The sequence below is a fragment of the Ruegeria marisflavi genome (assembly GCF_025673445.1).
Lineage (GTDB): Bacteria > Pseudomonadota > Alphaproteobacteria > Rhodobacterales > Rhodobacteraceae > Ruegeria_B > Ruegeria_B marisflavi.
The window spans coordinates 209,854-226,695 of record NZ_JAOVQN010000001.1 but is presented as its reverse complement, the minus strand read 5'-3'; the positions used below and the strand labels follow the sequence as shown (position 1 = coordinate 226,695).

General features: G+C 62.1%; 14 protein-coding genes. 7 read left to right on the top strand and 7 right to left on the bottom strand.

The genetic code is table 11. The features are described from left to right. Positions 1-95: 95 nt before the first annotated feature. From pncA to pncB, 3 genes are all read left to right on the top strand, one after another. Entirely contained in the window at positions 96-689 is a 594-nt protein-coding gene (gene pncA, locus OEZ49_RS01090) for a bifunctional nicotinamidase/pyrazinamidase (protein WP_263386596.1), read from the top strand. Between the two features lie 68 nt (positions 690-757). Continuing rightward, entirely contained in the window at positions 758-2,992 is a 2,235-nt protein-coding gene (locus OEZ49_RS01085; RefSeq protein WP_263386595.1) for a PAS domain-containing sensor histidine kinase, read from the top strand. A gap of 90 nt (positions 2,993-3,082) precedes the next feature. Then, the gene (pncB, locus tag OEZ49_RS01080) at positions 3,083-4,372 is read left to right on the top strand and encodes a nicotinate phosphoribosyltransferase (RefSeq protein ID WP_263386594.1); all 1,290 of its coding nucleotides are present in this window, start codon (positions 3,083-3,085) and stop codon (positions 4,370-4,372) included. A 5-nt stretch (positions 4,373-4,377) separates the two neighbouring features. Here pncB and OEZ49_RS01075 read toward each other — a convergent pair whose 3' ends face one another. Together OEZ49_RS01075 and OEZ49_RS01070 are read right to left on the bottom strand one after the other, a co-directional pair. Next, complete coding sequence (locus OEZ49_RS01075) at positions 4,378-5,277, bottom strand: DMT family transporter (RefSeq protein ID WP_263386593.1); 900 nt, start codon at positions 5,275-5,277, stop codon at positions 4,378-4,380. 2 nt (positions 5,278-5,279) lie between these two features. Continuing rightward, a complete protein-coding gene (locus OEZ49_RS01070; protein ID WP_263386592.1) occupies positions 5,280-6,731 on the bottom strand; it encodes an aldehyde dehydrogenase family protein in 1,452 nt (483 codons plus the stop codon). A 165-nt stretch (positions 6,732-6,896) separates the two neighbouring features. On the opposite strand from OEZ49_RS01070, the gene OEZ49_RS01065 reads away from it, so the two are divergent. After that, a complete protein-coding gene (locus tag OEZ49_RS01065) occupies positions 6,897-7,259 on the top strand; it encodes a hypothetical protein (protein WP_263386591.1) in 363 nt (120 codons plus the stop codon). Here OEZ49_RS01065 and OEZ49_RS01060 read toward each other — a convergent pair. The 4 genes from OEZ49_RS01060 to OEZ49_RS01045 all read right to left on the bottom strand — a co-directional run bounded on the left by OEZ49_RS01060 (position 7,193) and on the right by OEZ49_RS01045 (position 12,146). Then, positions 7,193-8,794, bottom strand: a complete 1,602-nt coding sequence (locus OEZ49_RS01060; RefSeq protein WP_263386590.1) for an ABC transporter ATP-binding protein — start codon at positions 8,792-8,794, stop codon at positions 7,193-7,195. The two genes, OEZ49_RS01065 and OEZ49_RS01060, sit on opposite strands and share 67 nt — an antisense overlap. Then, positions 8,791-9,606 carry an ABC transporter permease gene (locus tag OEZ49_RS01055; protein WP_164130672.1) on the bottom strand — a complete coding sequence of 272 codons (816 nt, stop codon included), beginning with the start codon at positions 9,604-9,606 and terminating at the stop codon, positions 8,791-8,793. Before OEZ49_RS01055 ends, OEZ49_RS01060 begins: the two co-directional genes overlap by 4 nt. Beyond that, complete coding sequence (locus tag OEZ49_RS01050; protein ID WP_263386589.1) at positions 9,603-10,550, bottom strand: ABC transporter permease; 948 nt, start codon at positions 10,548-10,550, stop codon at positions 9,603-9,605. The genes OEZ49_RS01055 and OEZ49_RS01050 overlap by 4 nt, the downstream gene beginning before the upstream one ends. A gap of 108 nt (positions 10,551-10,658) precedes the next feature. Next, a complete protein-coding gene (locus OEZ49_RS01045; protein ID WP_263386588.1) occupies positions 10,659-12,146 on the bottom strand; it encodes an ABC transporter substrate-binding protein in 1,488 nt (495 codons plus the stop codon). A 169-nt stretch (positions 12,147-12,315) separates the two neighbouring features. Here OEZ49_RS01045 and panB point away from each other — a divergent pair, with 169 nt between their 5' ends. The 3 genes from panB to glpK all read left to right on the top strand — a co-directional run bounded on the left by panB (position 12,316) and on the right by glpK (position 15,558). After that, on the top strand, positions 12,316-13,155 hold the full coding sequence (panB, locus tag OEZ49_RS01040) for a 3-methyl-2-oxobutanoate hydroxymethyltransferase (protein ID WP_263386587.1): 840 nt from the start codon (positions 12,316-12,318) through the stop codon (positions 13,153-13,155). Next, positions 13,152-14,009 carry a pantoate--beta-alanine ligase gene (panC, locus tag OEZ49_RS01035; RefSeq protein ID WP_263386586.1) on the top strand — a complete coding sequence of 286 codons (858 nt, stop codon included), beginning with the start codon at positions 13,152-13,154 and terminating at the stop codon, positions 14,007-14,009. Before panB ends, panC begins: the two co-directional genes overlap by 4 nt. 70 nt (positions 14,010-14,079) lie before the next feature. Continuing rightward, positions 14,080-15,558, top strand: a complete 1,479-nt coding sequence (gene glpK / locus OEZ49_RS01030; RefSeq protein WP_263386585.1) for a glycerol kinase GlpK — start codon at positions 14,080-14,082, stop codon at positions 15,556-15,558. Here glpK and OEZ49_RS01025 read toward each other — a convergent pair. After that, positions 15,555-16,814 (bottom strand): flavin-dependent oxidoreductase, encoded by a 1,260-nt coding sequence (locus OEZ49_RS01025; protein ID WP_263386584.1) that lies wholly within the window; start codon positions 16,812-16,814, stop codon positions 15,555-15,557. The two genes, glpK and OEZ49_RS01025, sit on opposite strands and share 4 nt — an antisense overlap. Positions 16,815-16,842: the final 28 nt, after the last annotated feature.

Here is a 16,842-nt window from a genome sequence, read left to right as displayed (position 1 = left end):
GCCCGCCGCAACGGTCTTTGCGCGGCGTGAGGTTCAAAGGGTGCTTTTGCATGCCTCGCCCGCACGCTAGTGTCGATCCAAAAAGGGAGATAGCCATGCATGGCCTGATCGTCATTGATGTTCAGAACGATTTTTGCCCGGGTGGCGCGCTGGCGGTTCCGGATGGCGACGCGATTGTGCCATTGATCAATGCGATGATGCACGATTTCGACGCCGTGATCCTGACACAGGACTGGCACCCGGTGCGGCATTCGTCCTTTGCGTCCGCCCATTCAGGCGCCGCGCCGTTCGAGCTGATCCAGATGCCTTATGGCCCCCAGGTTCTTTGGCCGGATCACTGCGTTCAGAATACACGCGGGGCAGAATTCCATCCCGACCTTGTCACCGATGCGGATCTGATCATTCGCAAGGGGTTTCGCGCCGGGATCGACAGCTACTCGGGGTTCTTCGAAAACGACAAGACAACGCCGACCGGACTGGAGGGTTATCTGCGCAACCGCGGCATAGACCGGCTGACCCTCGTCGGTCTTGCGACCGATTTTTGCGTTCACTATTCCGCCGTAGATGCGGCGCGCCTGGGTTTCGACGTCACGGTGCAGATGAACGCCTGCCGTGCGATCGACCTTGACGGCTCCTTGCAGGCCGGGATCGACGCGATGACGTCGGCCGGTGTGAAACTGATCTCATAGTTGCCATTTGTTAAGGTCTGCCGGGCTAGAACCTTGGACACATGTCCACGTTATCCCGGGGTTCGCCGATGCAAGATACCGGGTCGCACGAAGCCGACCAACTGGCGGAATTCGAGCGGCGGTATAGCCGCCGCGGCCTGTTGATCCGCTATGCAAAGGGTCGAGTCAGGAATTTCGGCAACCGCCAGATCATGACATTCAGCGGCGGTCTGGCACTGACCTTGTCCGAAGGCCCTGAAACGGGGGCCATTGCTGTTCTTGTGGCTTTGTTCGGTGAACTAGTCGATTGCCTGTTCCTTTCACGCCTGCCGCGCCTCCTCGAGACGGGTCACGATCTCCGTACAATGCTGTTTTTCAGCTCAATCACGGCCTTAGCGCAGTCCCTGACAATAGCGGCATGTGTCTTGCTGGCGTGGTTCGGTGAATTCAGCGGGTATTCGCCCCTGTTTACAATTGCCTTTGTGGCCGGGGCGGCGATCAATGCCGGTCTGGTGCTGCCGTTTCATCCGGCGGCCGGAGCAGCCCGGTTGACCGTCTATGCCTTAGTCACGCTGTCGATTTTTGCATTTGATGTCCTGGCCGCGAAACGCGTGGATTCCGTTTTCCTGATGGACGCCAGCGGCGCCGCAATGCTCGCATTCATGGTGGCGCTTTTTCTGATGTTCGTGAACTCGGGTTTCAACGCGCATCGGCGCACGACCCTACGCCTGATGGAGCAAGGCCGCGATTTGGTCCGGCACCAGAAAGAAGCACAGCAACTTTCACTTGTCGCGCGCAACGCCAACGACAGCGTTATCATGTCGGATGCGAACGGGCGAATTGTGTGGACGAACGAGGCTTTTACCCGGATCACCGGTTTTTCGGCCGAAGAAGCCAGAGGCAAGCTGCCGGGCGAGTTGTTGAACGGGCCTGCAACCGATCTGGCAATCTCGGACGCAATCGCAGCCGCGATCACCGCAGGGAAGAATTTTCGCGGCGTAATCCAGAACGTGACCAAGCACGGTCAGCCGATCTGGATGGATGTAAACATGGTGCCCATCGTCGACGAAGACGGCAATGTCGAAATGACGGTGGCGGTGGAGCGCGACATTACCTTGGGCAAGTCCCACGAACAGGAACTGGCCGCAGCGCGCGAAGCCGCTGAGGATGGGGCCAGGGCGAAAGCCGACTTCCTGGCAACGATGAGCCACGAAATCAGAACCCCGATGAACGGCGTGGTCGGAATGGCCGAGCTGCTTTCTGGAACCGCCCTAACCGAGGAGCAGAATGAATATGTCGAAACGATAAAGAGTTCGGCGGCCGCCCTGCTGGCGATCATCAACGACGTTCTGGATCTGTCCCGGCTGGATGCCCACAAGATGGAAATCCATCCGGTCGACTTTGATCTGCTGGCCTGCCTCTCGGACACGGTGCGCCTGATCCGACCTCAGGCAAACAGCAAAGGGTTAAGGCTTTCGCTTGAGACGCTGACCGAAGTACCGGAAATCGTGCACGCCGATGACGGACGTCTGCGACAGATTCTGATCAACCTGCTGGGAAACGCGGTGAAGTTCACTGAACACGGCAACGTTTGCCTACGTCTGTCGGTAGAGGAGGCAGCCATAGGCCATACCGCGGGTATCGAGGTCGAAGACACCGGCATTGGTATCCCGGCCGAAAAGATCGAGCATATTTTCGAACGTTTCTCGCAGGCCGAGGCCAACACCACCCGGACTTATGGCGGTACCGGGTTGGGTCTGGCCATCTCTCGCGAACTGGTCGGGTTGATGGGAGGCAAGCTCACGGTGGAATCGACCCTGGGAGAGGGGTCGTGTTTCTCTCTGCGGTTGCCCCTAGGGCCCCCGGCTCAGAGCAACGGCCCTGGCCGGCAGATGAAGATCGCGGACGACGTTCTTGCACAGCTGGACGGGCGCATTGTTCTTGTCGCAGATGACAACAAGATCAACAGGCTATTGATCGCGAAATTCCTGGCGGATCTGCCGGTACAGCTCGAATTCGCGTGTGATGGTCGGCAGGTCGTGGAAAAAGCCAAGTCCCTGGGTCCTGACATCGTGTTCATGGATATGTCGATGCCGCACTTGAGCGGGATCGAGGCCACCCGGCTCATCCGGGAGTCCTGGAGTACCCGGCTCCCGATCGTGGCGCTTACGGCAAATGCCTATGACAGTGACCGCAAGGCGTGCCTGGATGCCGGAATGAACGACTTTCTGAGCAAACCAGTGGGCAGGTCCGAACTGATCTCCTGTCTGCTCGAGCATCTTGCGCATCGTACCGATCCGGCCACGGTGCACCGAACCGCCTGATCAGCCGGGACAGCGAACCGTATTGCCCTGAATTGCCATAACGGTTCTGCTGGCGTATCCATGGCAAACCCAGATGACGAGGCAGGCCCAGTGGATATTGCAACCCGAGTCTATAACCACAAATGGAAAATCGATCCGATTGTGAGGTCGCTGATCGACACTGATTTTTACAAGCTGTTGATGTGCCAGTCGGTGTTCCGCAACAAGCCCGACACGGATGTAACATTTTCCCTGATCAACCGGACGACACGTATCCCGTTGGCCCGCCTGATCGACGAAGGCGAGCTGCGCGAACAACTGGACCACATCCGTTCCTTGCGGCTGAGCCGGGGCGAAAGCACTTGGCTGCGCGGCAACACGTTCTATGGCAAACGCCAGATGTTCCGCCCGGATTTTATGGAGTGGTTCGAAGGCCTGCAATTGCCGCCCTATCATCTGGAACGCAGAAACGACCAATACGAGCTGACGTTTGAAGGCAAGTGGCACGAGGTGATGTTGTGGGAAATCCCCGCACTTGCCGTCTTGATGGAATTGCGGTCGCGCGCGGTACTCAATGACATGCGCCGGTTCGAATTGCAGATCCTCTACGCCCGCGCCATGACCCGCGTCTGGGAAAAGATTGAACGCTTGCGCCAGATCGACGGGCTGACCATTGCCGATTTCGGGACGCGGCGGCGGCATTCGTTTCTGTGGCAGGACTGGTGCGTGCAGGCGATGATCGAAGGTCTGGGGACAAAATTTACCGGCACCTCGAACTGCCTTATCGCCATGCGGCGTGAGGTCGAGGCTATCGGCACGAATGCACACGAACTGCCCATGGTCTACTCTGCCCTGGCAAAGGACGACGAAGCCCTGGCGCGGGCCCCCTATGATGTGCTCAGCGACTGGCACGAAGAGCACGATGGCAATCTGCGCATCATCCTGCCCGATACCTATGGAACAGTGGGTTTTCTTGACCGGGCACCGGATTGGCTGGCGGGATGGACAGGGATCCGCATCGACAGTGGCGACCCGGCGAAGGGGGCCGAAACTGCGATTGCCTGGTGGAAGTCACGCGGCGAGGACCCGACACAGAAACGCATCATCTTTTCCGATGGTTTGGACGTGGACAAGATCGTCGAACTGCACCGGCAGTTTTCAGGCCGGGCGAAGGTCTCGTTCGGCTGGGGCACGCTGTTGACCAACGATTTTCGCGGCCTTGTCCCGGACAATGGGCTGGCGCCATTTTCGCTGGTTTGCAAGGCCGTTTCGGCAAATGGACATCCGACCGTCAAGCTCAGCGACAACCCCGAAAAGGCGATGGGACCGGCGGATGAGGTCGCCCGCTACAAGCGCGTGTTCGGGGTTGGGGAACAGGACCGCATCCAGGTTGTTGTCTGAACCCGTCACGGACGCCGCGCCAACCGTCGTTCGCGCCAGATGACCAGCAGACCACCGGCGACGATGAACAGTGCCCCCGGGAACAGGTCGCCCCAGGGTGCCTCGTCAAAGGCCAGCCAGCCGGCGACAAAGGCGATGGGGATGCCGAAATAGCTGAACGGGGCAAGGTTGCTTTGTTCGGTCATGCGGTACGAGACCACCAGGCACAAAACCGCAGTGCCGCCAAAAGCTCCCATTGCCGCAACCCAAGCCAGATCGCGGATATCGGCGATAGGGGTAAAACCGCCCGCGTAGAACGCCAGCGCCAGCGCACCGACGAGTGCAGAGATCACCGAATAGAGATTGATCAGCGGACTGGGCACCTCTGGGTCCATCAGACGGGCCGAAACCCCGGCCAGCGCGTAGAGAAACGCCGCCCCCAAAGGTGCGAGGGCATCCAGCGTGAATGTCTCGCTGCCCGGTTTCATCACCATTAGCACACCGGCAAAACCGAGCAACACCGCCAGCCAGCGCATCCCGCCCACCCGCTCGCCCAACAGCGGGACGGCCAGCGCGGTCATGAAGATGGCATTGGCATAGGTGATGGTCGACGCGGTGGCAAAGGCCATCACGCCGAGGGAATAGTAGAACAGGAACTGCGCAAAAGTGACGTAGATTCCGCGCAGAAACCCCAGTTTCCACTGACGCAGCCGCCAGGGCCGACCGGCCGTGTGCCAAGCACGCGAGGACCACAGCGCAATGAGGCTGGGAAAGATGCCGAAAAAGTTGCGATAGGCTGAAAGCTCGGCGGCTGAGTATCGCGGCGACAAAAGCTTGATGATCAGCCCCATCAGATCGAACAGGACAAGCGCCAGCAGCGACAGAGCGATGGCAAGGATCACGTTATCGCCGCTGCGCCCATTCATCGTCAGCCGTGCCGCGCGGCGACGGTCTTGAGTTGAGAGAAACCGTAAAGCGCTTCGAACCCCTTTTCCCGGCCATGGCCGGACTTGCCAACCCCGCCAAAAGGCAGTTCAACCCCGCCACCAGCACCGTAATTGTTGATAAAGACCTGGCCCGCCCGAAGCCGTTTGGCCAACCGCATCTGGCGCGCGCCGTCACGGCACCAGATACTGGCGACAAGGCCATAATCGGTGCTGTTTGCGATTTCGATTGCCTCTTCCTCGGTGTCAAAGGGGATCAGGACCTGCACCGGGCCAAAGATTTCGTCCTGTGCCAGCGCATGATCTGGAGGCACATCGGCGAACAGCGTCGGTCGGACATAAGCCCCCGACGCCGGGGCGTGATCCACGATCCGGCCCTGCGCTGCGATGGTCAGGTCGGCGCCCTTGCCCAGAAACCCGGTCACGATCTCCTTTTGCCGGGTCGAGATCAGTGGTCCCACCCGCAGATCCTCAATCGCGGGGCCGACGGTCAGGTCGGCATAGGCCGCAGCCATGCGCGCCTTGACCACTTCATAGACGCCACGCTGCGCAAGGATGCGGGAAGAGGCAGAGCAGGTCTGTCCGGCATTCTGACACCCCGCATTCACCAGGAATGGCAGCGCGGCATCCAGATCGGCATCGTCGAATACCAGTTGCGGCGACTTGCCCCCCAGTTCCAGCGTCACCGGCACCACGTTGCGCCCGGCCGCCTGTTGCACCAGCGCGCCTGTGGCGACTGATCCGGTGAACGAGATATGATGCACGCCCGGATGACCAGAGAGCGCCGCGCCCGCTTCGGCGCCCAGTCCCGGCACCACGTTCAGCGCGCCTGCAGGCAGCCCCGCCTGCATCGCCAGATCGGCAAAGGCCAGCGCGGTCAGACAGGCCTCTTCCGCCGGTTTCAGAACGCAGGCATTTCCCATGGCCAGTGCCGCCCCGACCGAGCGGCCGATGATCTGCATCGGATAGTTCCAGGGCACAATATGGCCGGTGACCCCGTGTGGCTCGCGCAGGGTATAGACGGTATAGCCATCCAGATAGGGGATCGTCTCGCCCATCACCTTGTCGGCGGCGCCTCCGTAGAACTCACAGTAGCGGGCCAGCGCCACGGCGTCGGCGCGTGCCTGGGTCAACGGCTTACCCACGTCAGCGGCCTCAATCACCGCCAATTCCTCGACCCGTTCAAGCACCAGCTGGCCGAGGCGCGTCAGGATTCGGCCGCGTTCGGTTGCGGTCATCCGGCCCCAATGGCCATTTAATGCCGCATCGGCCGCAGCAACAGCGGCATCGATATCGGTGACACCACCACGCGCGATCTGACAGATTTCCGACCCGTCGGACGGATTGACCAAAGGAAGTGTCGCACCACCATGTGGCGGCTGCCAGGTTCCGCCAACTAGGCAAAGAGAGGGATCAAACCAGAGAGGGAGGGACATATCGGTCTCCTTTCCGAAGTAAAAAGCGTAACTGTAACCCTGATGCGGTGTAATTGGAGGGCACCGGCGCAGATTGGCAACCCCCTGCATCTCAGCAAGGCACGCTTGCCAGAACCCATCCGCCCCGACCGAACCCAAGGCGACTCCTAAGCGCCATCTCCCGGGATGAAGGGCGAAGATCAAATGCGCGGCTTGTTTGCCCAAACCCTGTCGGCGAAATGGTGGGAGCACAGTGTATTCGGCGAGTTCCCGTTGTCCGCAGGGATGGATGTGAACCAGGGCAAACCCAACTCGCCAACCCTGATGAATTATCCAATAAGCGATCCTGCCCGTATCGCGCCAATGGCGCATCGCCATTTCCTCGACCGGCAACGGCACCCCTGGCGCAACCTCTGCCAGATAGGAAACCATCGCCGCGATGAGATCCGTGCTTTCCTCTCGGCGGATGCGGGTGAGAACGATCATCGGGCATTCATCGGACGACGGTGGGGCAATTTTGGTGCGGCAGCGATCAGTGCCTCGGTGTAAGGGTGCTGCGGGTCCGAAAAGACCTGTTCTGTCTCACCCTGCTCAACGATACGGCCCGCCTGCATGACCATCACCCGGTCGGTGATCGTCCGGACAACACTCAGGTCGTGGCTGATGAACAGATAGGTCAGGTCATAAGTTGCACACAGATCGGCCAGCAGGTCGAGAATCTGCGCACGCACCGAAACGTCAAGCGCCGAAACCGCTTCGTCGAACAGGATGAGTTGTGGGCGGATGATCAGCGCACGCGCAATGGCGATCCGCTGGCGCTGGCCGCCGGAGAATTCATGAATGTACTTGCCCGAGTCGTCGGGTGACAGACCGACCGCGGTCAGCATCTCGGCAATACGATCGCGCCTTTCCGAGCCCACTGGAGGATGTTCCAAAAGGTGAAAGGGTTCGGTCACCAGCCGGTCGACCCGGTGGCGCGGATTGAAGCTCCCGTATGGGTCCTGAAACACCACCTGCATCTTGCGGCGGACTGCCAGATTGGCCTTGTTGCCGGTATAGACCGGTTGACCATCCAGCAGGATATGGCCGGCTTGCACCGGCTGCAATCCCAGGATCGCACGGGTCAGGGTAGACTTGCCGCAACCGGATTCTCCGACCAAACCCAGACGCTCTCCTTGGTGCAGGGTAAAGCTGACATGGTCCACGGCACGATGTTGACCCGGTCGTGCAAAAAGGCTTGTGCGTGGCAACGGGTAGTCGCGAACGACATTGGCCACAGCCAGCAAGGGCACTTGGCTGCCTGATTCGGGCAAGGTGACCTGATGCTCTGATGCCGCGAACAGCATCTTGGTATAGGGATGCGTCATCCCGGTCAGCAATTGGCGGGTTGGAGCGGTTTCGACCACTTCACCATGTCGCATGACGGCGATGTGATCGGCCATATCGGCGACAACCGCGAGGTCATGGGTGATCATCAGCATGCCCATGCCGTACTCGCGGACCAGACCTTTGATCAGGTCGAATATCTGTGCCTGCGTGGTCACGTCCAGCGCCGTCGTCGGCTCATCCGCGATCAGCAGCCTTGGGCGCAGGGCAATCGCCATAGCGATCACCACCCTTTGCCTCTGACCGCCCGACAGTTCATGCGGATACCGGCCGAGCGGATAGCGTTCGGGGGGCAGACCCACGCGCGCTAGTACCTCGCGCGCGCGTTCCTCGGCCTTGTCGCGGGGCATGGCCCGGTGGATCAGGATCGTTTCCATGACCTGATCGCCAATGGTCTTGACCGGGTTCAGCGCCGTCATCGGTTCCTGAAACACCATTCCAACCGAGGCCCCGCGCAACTGGCACATCCGATCCTCGGGCAGGTCGAGCACCTCTTCGCCGTCCAGCAGGATGGACCCGGTTGCCGTGCTGCCATTGGGCATCAGTTGCATCACCGCCAGGGCCGTCATCGACTTGCCCGACCCGCTTTCGCCGGTGACGGCCACGATTTCGCCCGGAGCGATGGTCAGGTTGACCCGTCGCAGAATCTCGATCCCGTGGATCGACAATGACAGGTCCTTGATCTGCAACAGGCTCATGACCGGGCCACCCGGATGCGCGGGTCGAGCCAGTCGCGCAGACCGTCGCCCATCAGGTTCAGCCCGAGCACGGTCAGGATGATGGCAAACCCCGGAATCAAAGCCAGATGCGGGGCAAAGCTGACCATGGTCTGAGCATCGGCCAGCATCCGGCCCCAACTGGGAGTCGGCGGCTGCGCGCCAAGGCCGACATAGCTCAGCCCCGCTTCGGCCAGGATGCCCAGCGAGAACTGAATGGTGCCCTGCACGATCAGCAGGTTGGCCACGTTGGGCAGGATGTGCTCGGCCGAGATACGCGCCGCGCCCTTGCCCGCGACGCGCGCGGCCATGATGAACTCGCGTTCCCACAGGCTCAGCGCGGCGCCACGGGTGATGCGGGCAAAGACCGGGATGTTGAAGATGCCTATAGCGATAATGGCGTTGACAGCCCCGGCGCCGAACACGGCGGTGATCAGGATCGCGATCACCAGCGAGGGGAAGGCAAAGACCAGATCGTTGCCGCGCATGATCAGCTCGTCCAGCCACGACCCCTTGCGCGCCGCGGCCGCCAGGCCCAGGGGCACGCCCAGGCTCATGCCGATGCCCACTGCAAGCAGGGCCACCGCGATCGAGGTTCGCGCGCCGACCATGATCATGGAGAACATGTCGCGCCCGAAATGGTCGGTGCCGAACCAGTGCTGCGCATTCGGGGTTTGCAGCTTGGCCGGAATGTTCAGCGCGGCGTAGTCATAGGGCGTCCAGACGAACGAGAGGAGCGCGGCCAGCACCACCAGCGAAGACAAGCCCGCGCCCAGGATCAGGTTGCGGCTCATGTTCGGGACCTCAGGCGCGGATCGACGGCTGCATAGGCCAGATCAACCAGAAAATTGACGGTGATCACCGCAAAGACCAGCAGCATGACGACCGATTCCACAACGATCAGGTCACGGGAGGAAATGGACTGGAACACCAGCCGACCAAGGCCGGGAAGATAGAACACCTGTTCGATGATGATCGACCCCGCCAGCAGGAAAGAGAATTGCAGCCCGATGATGGTCAGCACCGGGATCAGAGCATTGCGCAGCCCGTGCCGCCACAGCGCCTGACGGCGGCTGAGCCCCTTGGCGCGGGCGGTACGCATGAAATCCTCGCCCAGGATATCGAGAAGCGCCGAGCGCATCACCCGCGCCAGGATCGCGGCTTGCGGCAGGGCCAGCGCGATGGCGGGCAGGGTCAGCGAATGCAGGCCCGCTACCAGCCCCTTGTCCCAGCCGGAAAAGCCGCCCGCGTTGAACCAGCGCAGATTGATGGCGAAGACCAGCACCAGCATCATGGCGAACCAGAAATTCGGAATGGCGACACCCAGTTGGGTTGCACTCATCACGGTCAGATCACCCACGTTGCCGCGACGTGACGCAGCATAGATGCCAGCAGGAAAGGCGATGGCCGTCGACAACGCCAGCGCATAAAGCGCCAGAGGCAACGACACCCACATCCTGTCTGCGATCATCTGCGAGACAGGCGTGCGATAGGTGTAGGAGGTGCCGAAATCACCGCGCAGCATACCGGTGATCCAGCTGACATAACGTTCGGCCTTTGATTGATCGAGACCCAACTCTGTGCGCAGCGCCGCCAGCGTGTCTGGCTGCGCGTTGACCCCCAGCATGAACGAGGCCGGGTCCCCCGGAGCGATCTCGATCACCGCAAAGATGACCAGGCTGGCGACGGCCAGGCTGATCAAAAGCGAGAGCGCGCGTTTCAGGCTGTAGCGGAGCATGCCGGGTCAATGCCACCCATTCGGATAAAAGACCCGCCGCCGGAGCGGCGAGCCAGAAAATCGCAGATTTTCTGAGCCATTTTCTGGGTCAGAAAATGGTCCCGCGCCTTACTCGGACCAGCTGATTGCCGACAGATCGGTCGCGGCGGTGGGCGCATTGGCCCACAGACCCTGTACACCGGCCTTGGCCACTGTCGGCCAAGCCAACTGGAACAAAAATCCATTCACATAGTCTTCGGAAATAATCCGTTGCGCCTGCTGCAACAGTTCCGTTCGTTTGTCGGGATCTGTGGTCGAGTTCAGCGTGGTCATCAGTTCCTGAAACGCCGGGTTGTCGTACTGGAAATAGTACTCGGGTCGGGCGTAGATGCCGATGTCCATAGGCTCAGTATGGCTGACGATGGTCAGACCAAAATTCTTACCCTTGAACACCGTTTCCAACCATTGCGCCCATTCGACGTTGATGATCTCGGCCTTGATCCCAACCTGTGCCAGTTGCGCCGCAACGATTTCTCCTCCACGACGCGCATAGCTGGGCGGCGGCAGGTGCAGCGTCGTTTCGAACCCGTCCGGGAACCCGGCCTCGGCCAGCAGTGCCTTGGCCATTTCCGGATCATAGGCCGAGAGGCCGGTCAGGTCGACATAGGCCGGATGGTGCGGTGCAAAATGGGTGCCGATGGGCGTTCCGTATCCGAACATCGCCCCGTCGATAATCGCCTGACGGTCGATCGCATGGGCTATCGCTTGACGCACCTTGATGTTGTCGAAAGGCGGTTGCTTGTTATTGGTGGACAGTATGGTTTCGCCTTCACTCGACCCGACCGTCACTGTGAAACGGGGATCGACTTCGAACTGTGGCAAATTTTCAGGAGCCGGGAAATTGGCGGATACATCCACATCCTCGGCCATCATCGCGGCAAAAGCGGCGGTGGGGTCGGAAATGAACTTGAACGTCGCCTTCGCCAGCGCGGGCTGCGCCCCCCAGTATCCGGGATTGCGGTTCAAAACGATCTTGTCGCCCTGCACCCATTCGCCCAGCGTGTAGGGGCCGGTGCCGACGGGCGCGGTCTTGATGTTTTCGATGCTCTCGGGCGCCACGATCACCGCATCGCCCCAGGCCATGTTGAACAGGAAATTGCCGTTGGGCTCTTTCAGGGTCACCTTGACGGTCAGCGGATCGACCACATCGACGCTGTCGATCCCGGCGAACAGCGCTTTTTGCGCATTGACGCTGTCTTCGGCGCGGGCGCGGTCCAGACTGAACTTGACGTCCTCGGCATCCATGGCCGAACCGTCATGGAAGGTCACGCCCTCGTGCAGCTTGAAGGTATAGACGGTTCCGTCACCCGAGATCTCCCAGCTTTCGGCCAGGGCGGGCACGATGGATCCATCGCCCATGAAGCGGGTCAGCCCCTCGAAGATGTTGACATAGACCACCGAGTCGATGGCCTGCGCCGCGGCGCTGGTCGGGTCCAGATGCGGTGGTTCCAGCTGCATGGCAAAGGTGATGTCATCCTTTGCCCAGGCGGCACCCGCAAAAAGTGCGGCACTCAGCGCAAGACCGGACACCAGTCCGCGGCTTACAATCCGTTTCATTCCAACTCTCCCCCATCGGTTTCAACGGTTCGGCCACATCGCGGCCGCGTCACGGCTCACTGTTTCCCTAAACCTCGAGGCAATCAAGGAATTGTTGGCGCAACCGGTCTTTCGCCGCGAGCGCGAAAGACTTATGCTGCAATGCAACATTTTCCGCGGAGGACTGGAAATGAGTGCAACTGCCCGCAAGATCGCCCCCAATGCGCAGGATATCCAGGCGCGCAAGGGTAGTGTGCCGCTGGTCAGCCTGACCGCCTATACCACGCCGATGGCGCGGCTGATGGATGGGCATTGCGATTTCGTGCTGGTGGGAGACAGCGTCGGCATGGTGCTGCACGGGCTGAGTTCCACCCTGGGCGTGACGATGGAGATGATGATCCTGCACGGTCAGGCGGTGGCGCGCGGGCTGGACCTCTCGATGCTGGTCATCGACATGCCATTCGGCAGCTACGAGGAAGGCCCGGCGCAGGCGTTCCGCAATGCCGCCCGACTGATGGCCGAAACCGGCGCTGGCGCGGTCAAGCTGGAAGGCGGGGTCGAGATGGCCGAGACCATCCGTTTCCTGGTCAAGCGCGGCATTGCGGTGATGGCCCATGTCGGGCTAACGCCGCAGTCGGTCAACACGCTGGGCGGATACAAGGTGCAGGGCCGCGACGATCAGGCCCAGGCGGTGCTGGCCGATGCCCGCGCGGTGGCCGATGCGGGCGCTTTTTCGGTCGTGCTGGAGAAGGTGCCCGCAACGCTGGCCGACCGGATCACAGCCGAGGTGGCTATTCCCACCATCGGCATCGGGGCCTCGGCCGGGTGTGACGGGCAGATCCTGGTGGTGGATGACATGCTGGGCTTTTTCACCGCGTTCAAACCGAAGTTCGTCAAGCGATATGCCGATCTGGGCCCGCTGGCCGAGGCGGCGATTGCCGAATACGCCGCCGAGGTGCGCGCGCGTAGCTTTCCGGCGGCGGAACATGTGTTTGCTGATCAGGCCCCAGCCAAGGGTGCCAAGGCATGAGCGCGCCGATTCTGTGCAAGCTGGCCGACCTGCGCGCCGCCACCGCCGGTTGGAAGCGCGCGGGCGAGAGCATCGGCGTGGTGCCCACGATGGGTGCGCTGCATTATGGGCACCTGTCTCTGGTCGCGGCGGCCAAGGCGGCTTGTGACCGGGTGGTGGTGACCATTTTCGTCAACCCGAAACAGTTCAACAGCCCCGAGGATCTGGCCAAATACCCCCGTACCGAAGGGGCTGACGCCGCCAAGCTGGCGCCTTATGGGGTCGATGCGATCTATGTGCCCGATCCCGATCAGATCTATCCCGAGGGGTTTGCGACCACCGTCTCGGTCTCGGGTCTGACCGACGTGATGGAGGGTGCGTGCCGCCCCGGCCATTTCGACGGCGTGGCGACCGTGGTGGCGAAACTGTTCCTGCAAACCGGGGCCGACCGGGCCTATTTCGGTGAAAAGGACTATCAGCAGATGATGCTGGTGACCCGCATGGCGCAGGATCTGGATATCCCCATCACGGTGATTGGCTGTCCCACGGTGCGCGAGCCTTCGGGACTGGCGATGTCCTCGCGCAACATGCGGCTGTCGGCTGAGGGGCTGGAGCGAGCGGGTCGGCTCTATCCCGTCATGCAGCAGGTGGCCGAGCGGCTGGCGGCTGGCGCCTCATTTGGTGATCTAGCGCCCGCGGCGCGCGAGGCTCTGGGTGCCGCCGGTTTTGCCGATATCGAATACTTCGACCTGCGCGCGGCGGGCAGTCTGCGCGCGCTGGACCGGCCCACCGAACCCGCGCGCCTGCTGGTGGCGGCCTGGCTCGACGGGGTGCGGCTGATCGACAATATCGCGGTTCTTCGACTAAACGATTAGTAGGGGCTTCCTGACACGCCGGAAATGCGGCTACAGTCCCGGGTCAAGAGACGATGACAGGGGGCAGAGAATGACCTTTATTCTGGCGATCGACCAGGGCACCACTTCGAGCCGGGCGATCCTGTTCGATGGCGAGATGCGGCGGGTTGCAACTGCGCAGCGTGAATTCACCCAGCATTTCCCCGAAGCGGGCTGGGTCGAACACGACGCCGAAGAGATCTGGCAAACCACGGTCGCGGTCTGCCGCGAGGTGATCGCCGGGCAAGGGATCGGGCCGGAACAGATCACCGGGATCGGCATCACCAACCAGCGCGAAACCACCGTGGTCTGGGACAAGGCCAGCGGCGCGCCCGTGCATCGCGCCATCGTCTGGCAGGACCGGCGCACCGCCGCCATCTGCGAGCGGCTGCGCCATGCGGGGTGCGAGGATGATTTTACCGCCCAGACCGGTCTGCTGCTGGACCCGTATTTCTCGGGCACCAAGGTGAAATGGATCCTCGACACCGTGCCGGGCGCGCGGGACCGGGCCGCGGCGGGCGAACTGCTGTTCGGCACCGTCGACTCATTTCTGATCTGGCGGCTGACCGGTGGCCGGGTTCATGCGACCGATGCCACCAACGCCGCGCGCACGCTGATGTTCGATATCCATCAGGGGGAATGGAGCAAGGACATCTGCGAGCTTCTCGACGTGCCGATGTCGATGCTGCCCGAGGTGCGCGACTGCGCTGCCGATTTCGGCACGACGGAACTGTTTGGCGGGCAGGTGCCGATCCTGGGCGTTGCGGGTGATCAGCAGGCAGCCACCATCGGACAGGCCTGTTTCCAGCCCGGCATGATGAAATCCACCTATGGCACCGGCTGCTTCGCGCTGCTCAATACCGGGATACAGCCGGTCGCCTCGCAAAACCGGCTGCTGACGACCATCGCCTATCAGTTGGACGGCCAGCGCACCTATGCGCTGGAAGGCTCGATCTTCATCGCCGGGGCGGCGGTGCAGTGGCTGCGCGATGGGTTGGGGATCATCGAGAATGCGGCGCAGAGCGGCGAATTGGCGGCCCACGCCGATCCGTCACAGAACGTCATCCTGGTGCCTGCCTTTACCGGCCTTGGCGGCCCCTATTGGAAGCCCGATTGCCGGGGCGCCATGTTCGGGCTGACGCGCAATTCCGGCCCGGCCGAGTTCTGCAAGGCGGCACTGGAAAGCGTGGCCTATCAGACTCGCGACCTGTGGGAGGCGATGCAGGGTGATTGGGGGGCGGATGCGGATGTGATCCTGCGCGTCGATGGCGGCATGAGCGCGTCCGACTGGGCGATGCAGGGCCTGGCCGACCGTCTGGGCGCGCCGGTGGACCGCCCGGTGATGCAGGAGACCACGGCGCTGGGCGCGGCCTGGCTGGCCGGGATGCGGGCGGGCATCTACCCCGATCAGGAAGGCTTTGCGGCGACCTGGGCGCTGGATGCCCGGTTCACCCCCAAGATGGTCGAGGGCGACCGCGAAGCCGCCTATCGCCGCTGGAAAGCGGCGGTGGCGGCGGCGATGATGGTCTAGGCTGGTATCCGCGCGCCTTCGGCGATGGTCCGGGGGCGCGCATTCAGCTCGTCTATCGAGAACCCGGCGATGGATTTGTACCTGGCCGCATGCGCGGCCAGATCCGCGTGGGGGATCACGGTGTCGATATCGTCGAAATCCCCGCCGCACAGATCCTCGACCCGTTGCAGCACCCCGTCCGGCCCGCCGCCCGCACGATTGGCCTGGCCAACGGCGGTGGTTACCGGGCGGACGTCGGCCTCATAGGCTTCCAGCGTCCTGGGCGTAATCCCATGCTCCAGCAGCCGGGCACCGATGATGCGGGCATCCAGAATCGCCTGGCTGGCCCCGTTCGATCCCACCGGATAGGTGGGATGCGCCGCATCGCCCATCAGGGTCACCGACCCGTCCGTCCAGCGGGGCAGCGGGTCGCGGTCGACCATCGGATACTCATAGACCACCTCGGCCCCTTTGATCAGCGCGGGAACGTCGATCCAGTCGAACCGCCAGTCCGCGAAATCGGGCAGGAAGTCACCAATATCGGCTGCACGGTTCCAATCCTCTTTCTTCCACGCGGCATCCAAGGGAAAGCGCTTCTCGGCGATCCAGTTCATTTCGACCATGCCGTCGCTATCCGGGTCGGAGATCGGATAGGACACCAGCCGAAGGTCGTCATGCCCGATCATCGCCATGGCGCCGCCACCGAAATAGGCGGGCGCCCGGGTGGTGGCTCGCCACAAGACGCGCCCGTTCCAGATCGGTTCGCCCTCGTCCGGGTACATCTGCGCCCTCAGCGCCGAATGGATGCCATCGGCGGCGATCAGCAACCGTCCCTCGACCCGGCGCCCATCGCTCAGGATCAGAATGGCGCCCTCTGGCCCGGTTTCGAACCCGGTGACGCGAACGCCCGTCACCACGCAATCTGCCCCGGCCCGCGCGATCAACGCCTCATAGAGCATCATCTGCAAGGCGCCGCGATGCACTGAATATTGCGGCCAGGCATAACCCGCCCAGATGCCACGCGGCTCTTCCCAGATGGTCTTGCCCAGTTTCGAGTAGAAACCCAGTTGGCGCGTCCGCACCCCGATCCGGTCCAGCTCCGCTTCCAACCCCATGTCGAGCAATTCGCGCACCGCATTGGGTTGCAGGTTGATCCCTACCCCCATCGGGCGCAGCACCGCCGTCGCCTCGTAGATGCGGAATGGCACTCCGATCTGGTACAGCGTCAGCCCCAGGCTGAGGCCCGCGATACCGGCACCGGCGATCAATACGGTCATGGCCTTCTCCCTCTCTCGTGGCGACAGA

Excerpts from the sequence above, each read along its gene's own strand:
- pncA (WP_263386596.1), top strand. The coding sequence starts at position 96 with ATGCATGGCCTGATCGTCATTGATGTTCAGAACGATTTTTGCCCGGGT.
- OEZ49_RS01085 (WP_263386595.1), top strand. The coding sequence starts at position 758 with ATGCAAGATACCGGGTCGCACGAAGCCGACCAACTGGCGGAATTCGAG.
- OEZ49_RS01075 (WP_263386593.1), bottom strand. The coding sequence starts at position 5,277 with ATGAATGGGCGCAGCGGCGATAACGTGATCCTTGCCATCGCTCTGTCG.
- OEZ49_RS01070 (WP_263386592.1), bottom strand. The coding sequence starts at position 6,731 with ATGTCCCTCCCTCTCTGGTTTGATCCCTCTCTTTGCCTAGTTGGCGGA.
- OEZ49_RS01065 (WP_263386591.1), top strand. The coding sequence starts at position 6,897 with ATGAAGGGCGAAGATCAAATGCGCGGCTTGTTTGCCCAAACCCTGTCG.
- OEZ49_RS01060 (WP_263386590.1), bottom strand. The coding sequence starts at position 8,794 with ATGAGCCTGTTGCAGATCAAGGACCTGTCATTGTCGATCCACGGGATC.
- OEZ49_RS01055 (WP_164130672.1), bottom strand. The coding sequence starts at position 9,606 with ATGAGCCGCAACCTGATCCTGGGCGCGGGCTTGTCTTCGCTGGTGGTG.
- OEZ49_RS01050 (WP_263386589.1), bottom strand. The coding sequence starts at position 10,550 with ATGCTCCGCTACAGCCTGAAACGCGCGCTCTCGCTTTTGATCAGCCTG.
- OEZ49_RS01045 (WP_263386588.1), bottom strand. The coding sequence starts at position 12,146 with ATGAAACGGATTGTAAGCCGCGGACTGGTGTCCGGTCTTGCGCTGAGT.
- panB (WP_263386587.1), top strand. The coding sequence starts at position 12,316 with ATGAGTGCAACTGCCCGCAAGATCGCCCCCAATGCGCAGGATATCCAG.
- panC (WP_263386586.1), top strand. The coding sequence starts at position 13,152 with ATGAGCGCGCCGATTCTGTGCAAGCTGGCCGACCTGCGCGCCGCCACC.
- glpK (WP_263386585.1), top strand. The coding sequence starts at position 14,080 with ATGACCTTTATTCTGGCGATCGACCAGGGCACCACTTCGAGCCGGGCG.
- OEZ49_RS01025 (WP_263386584.1), bottom strand. The coding sequence starts at position 16,814 with ATGACCGTATTGATCGCCGGTGCCGGTATCGCGGGCCTCAGCCTGGGG.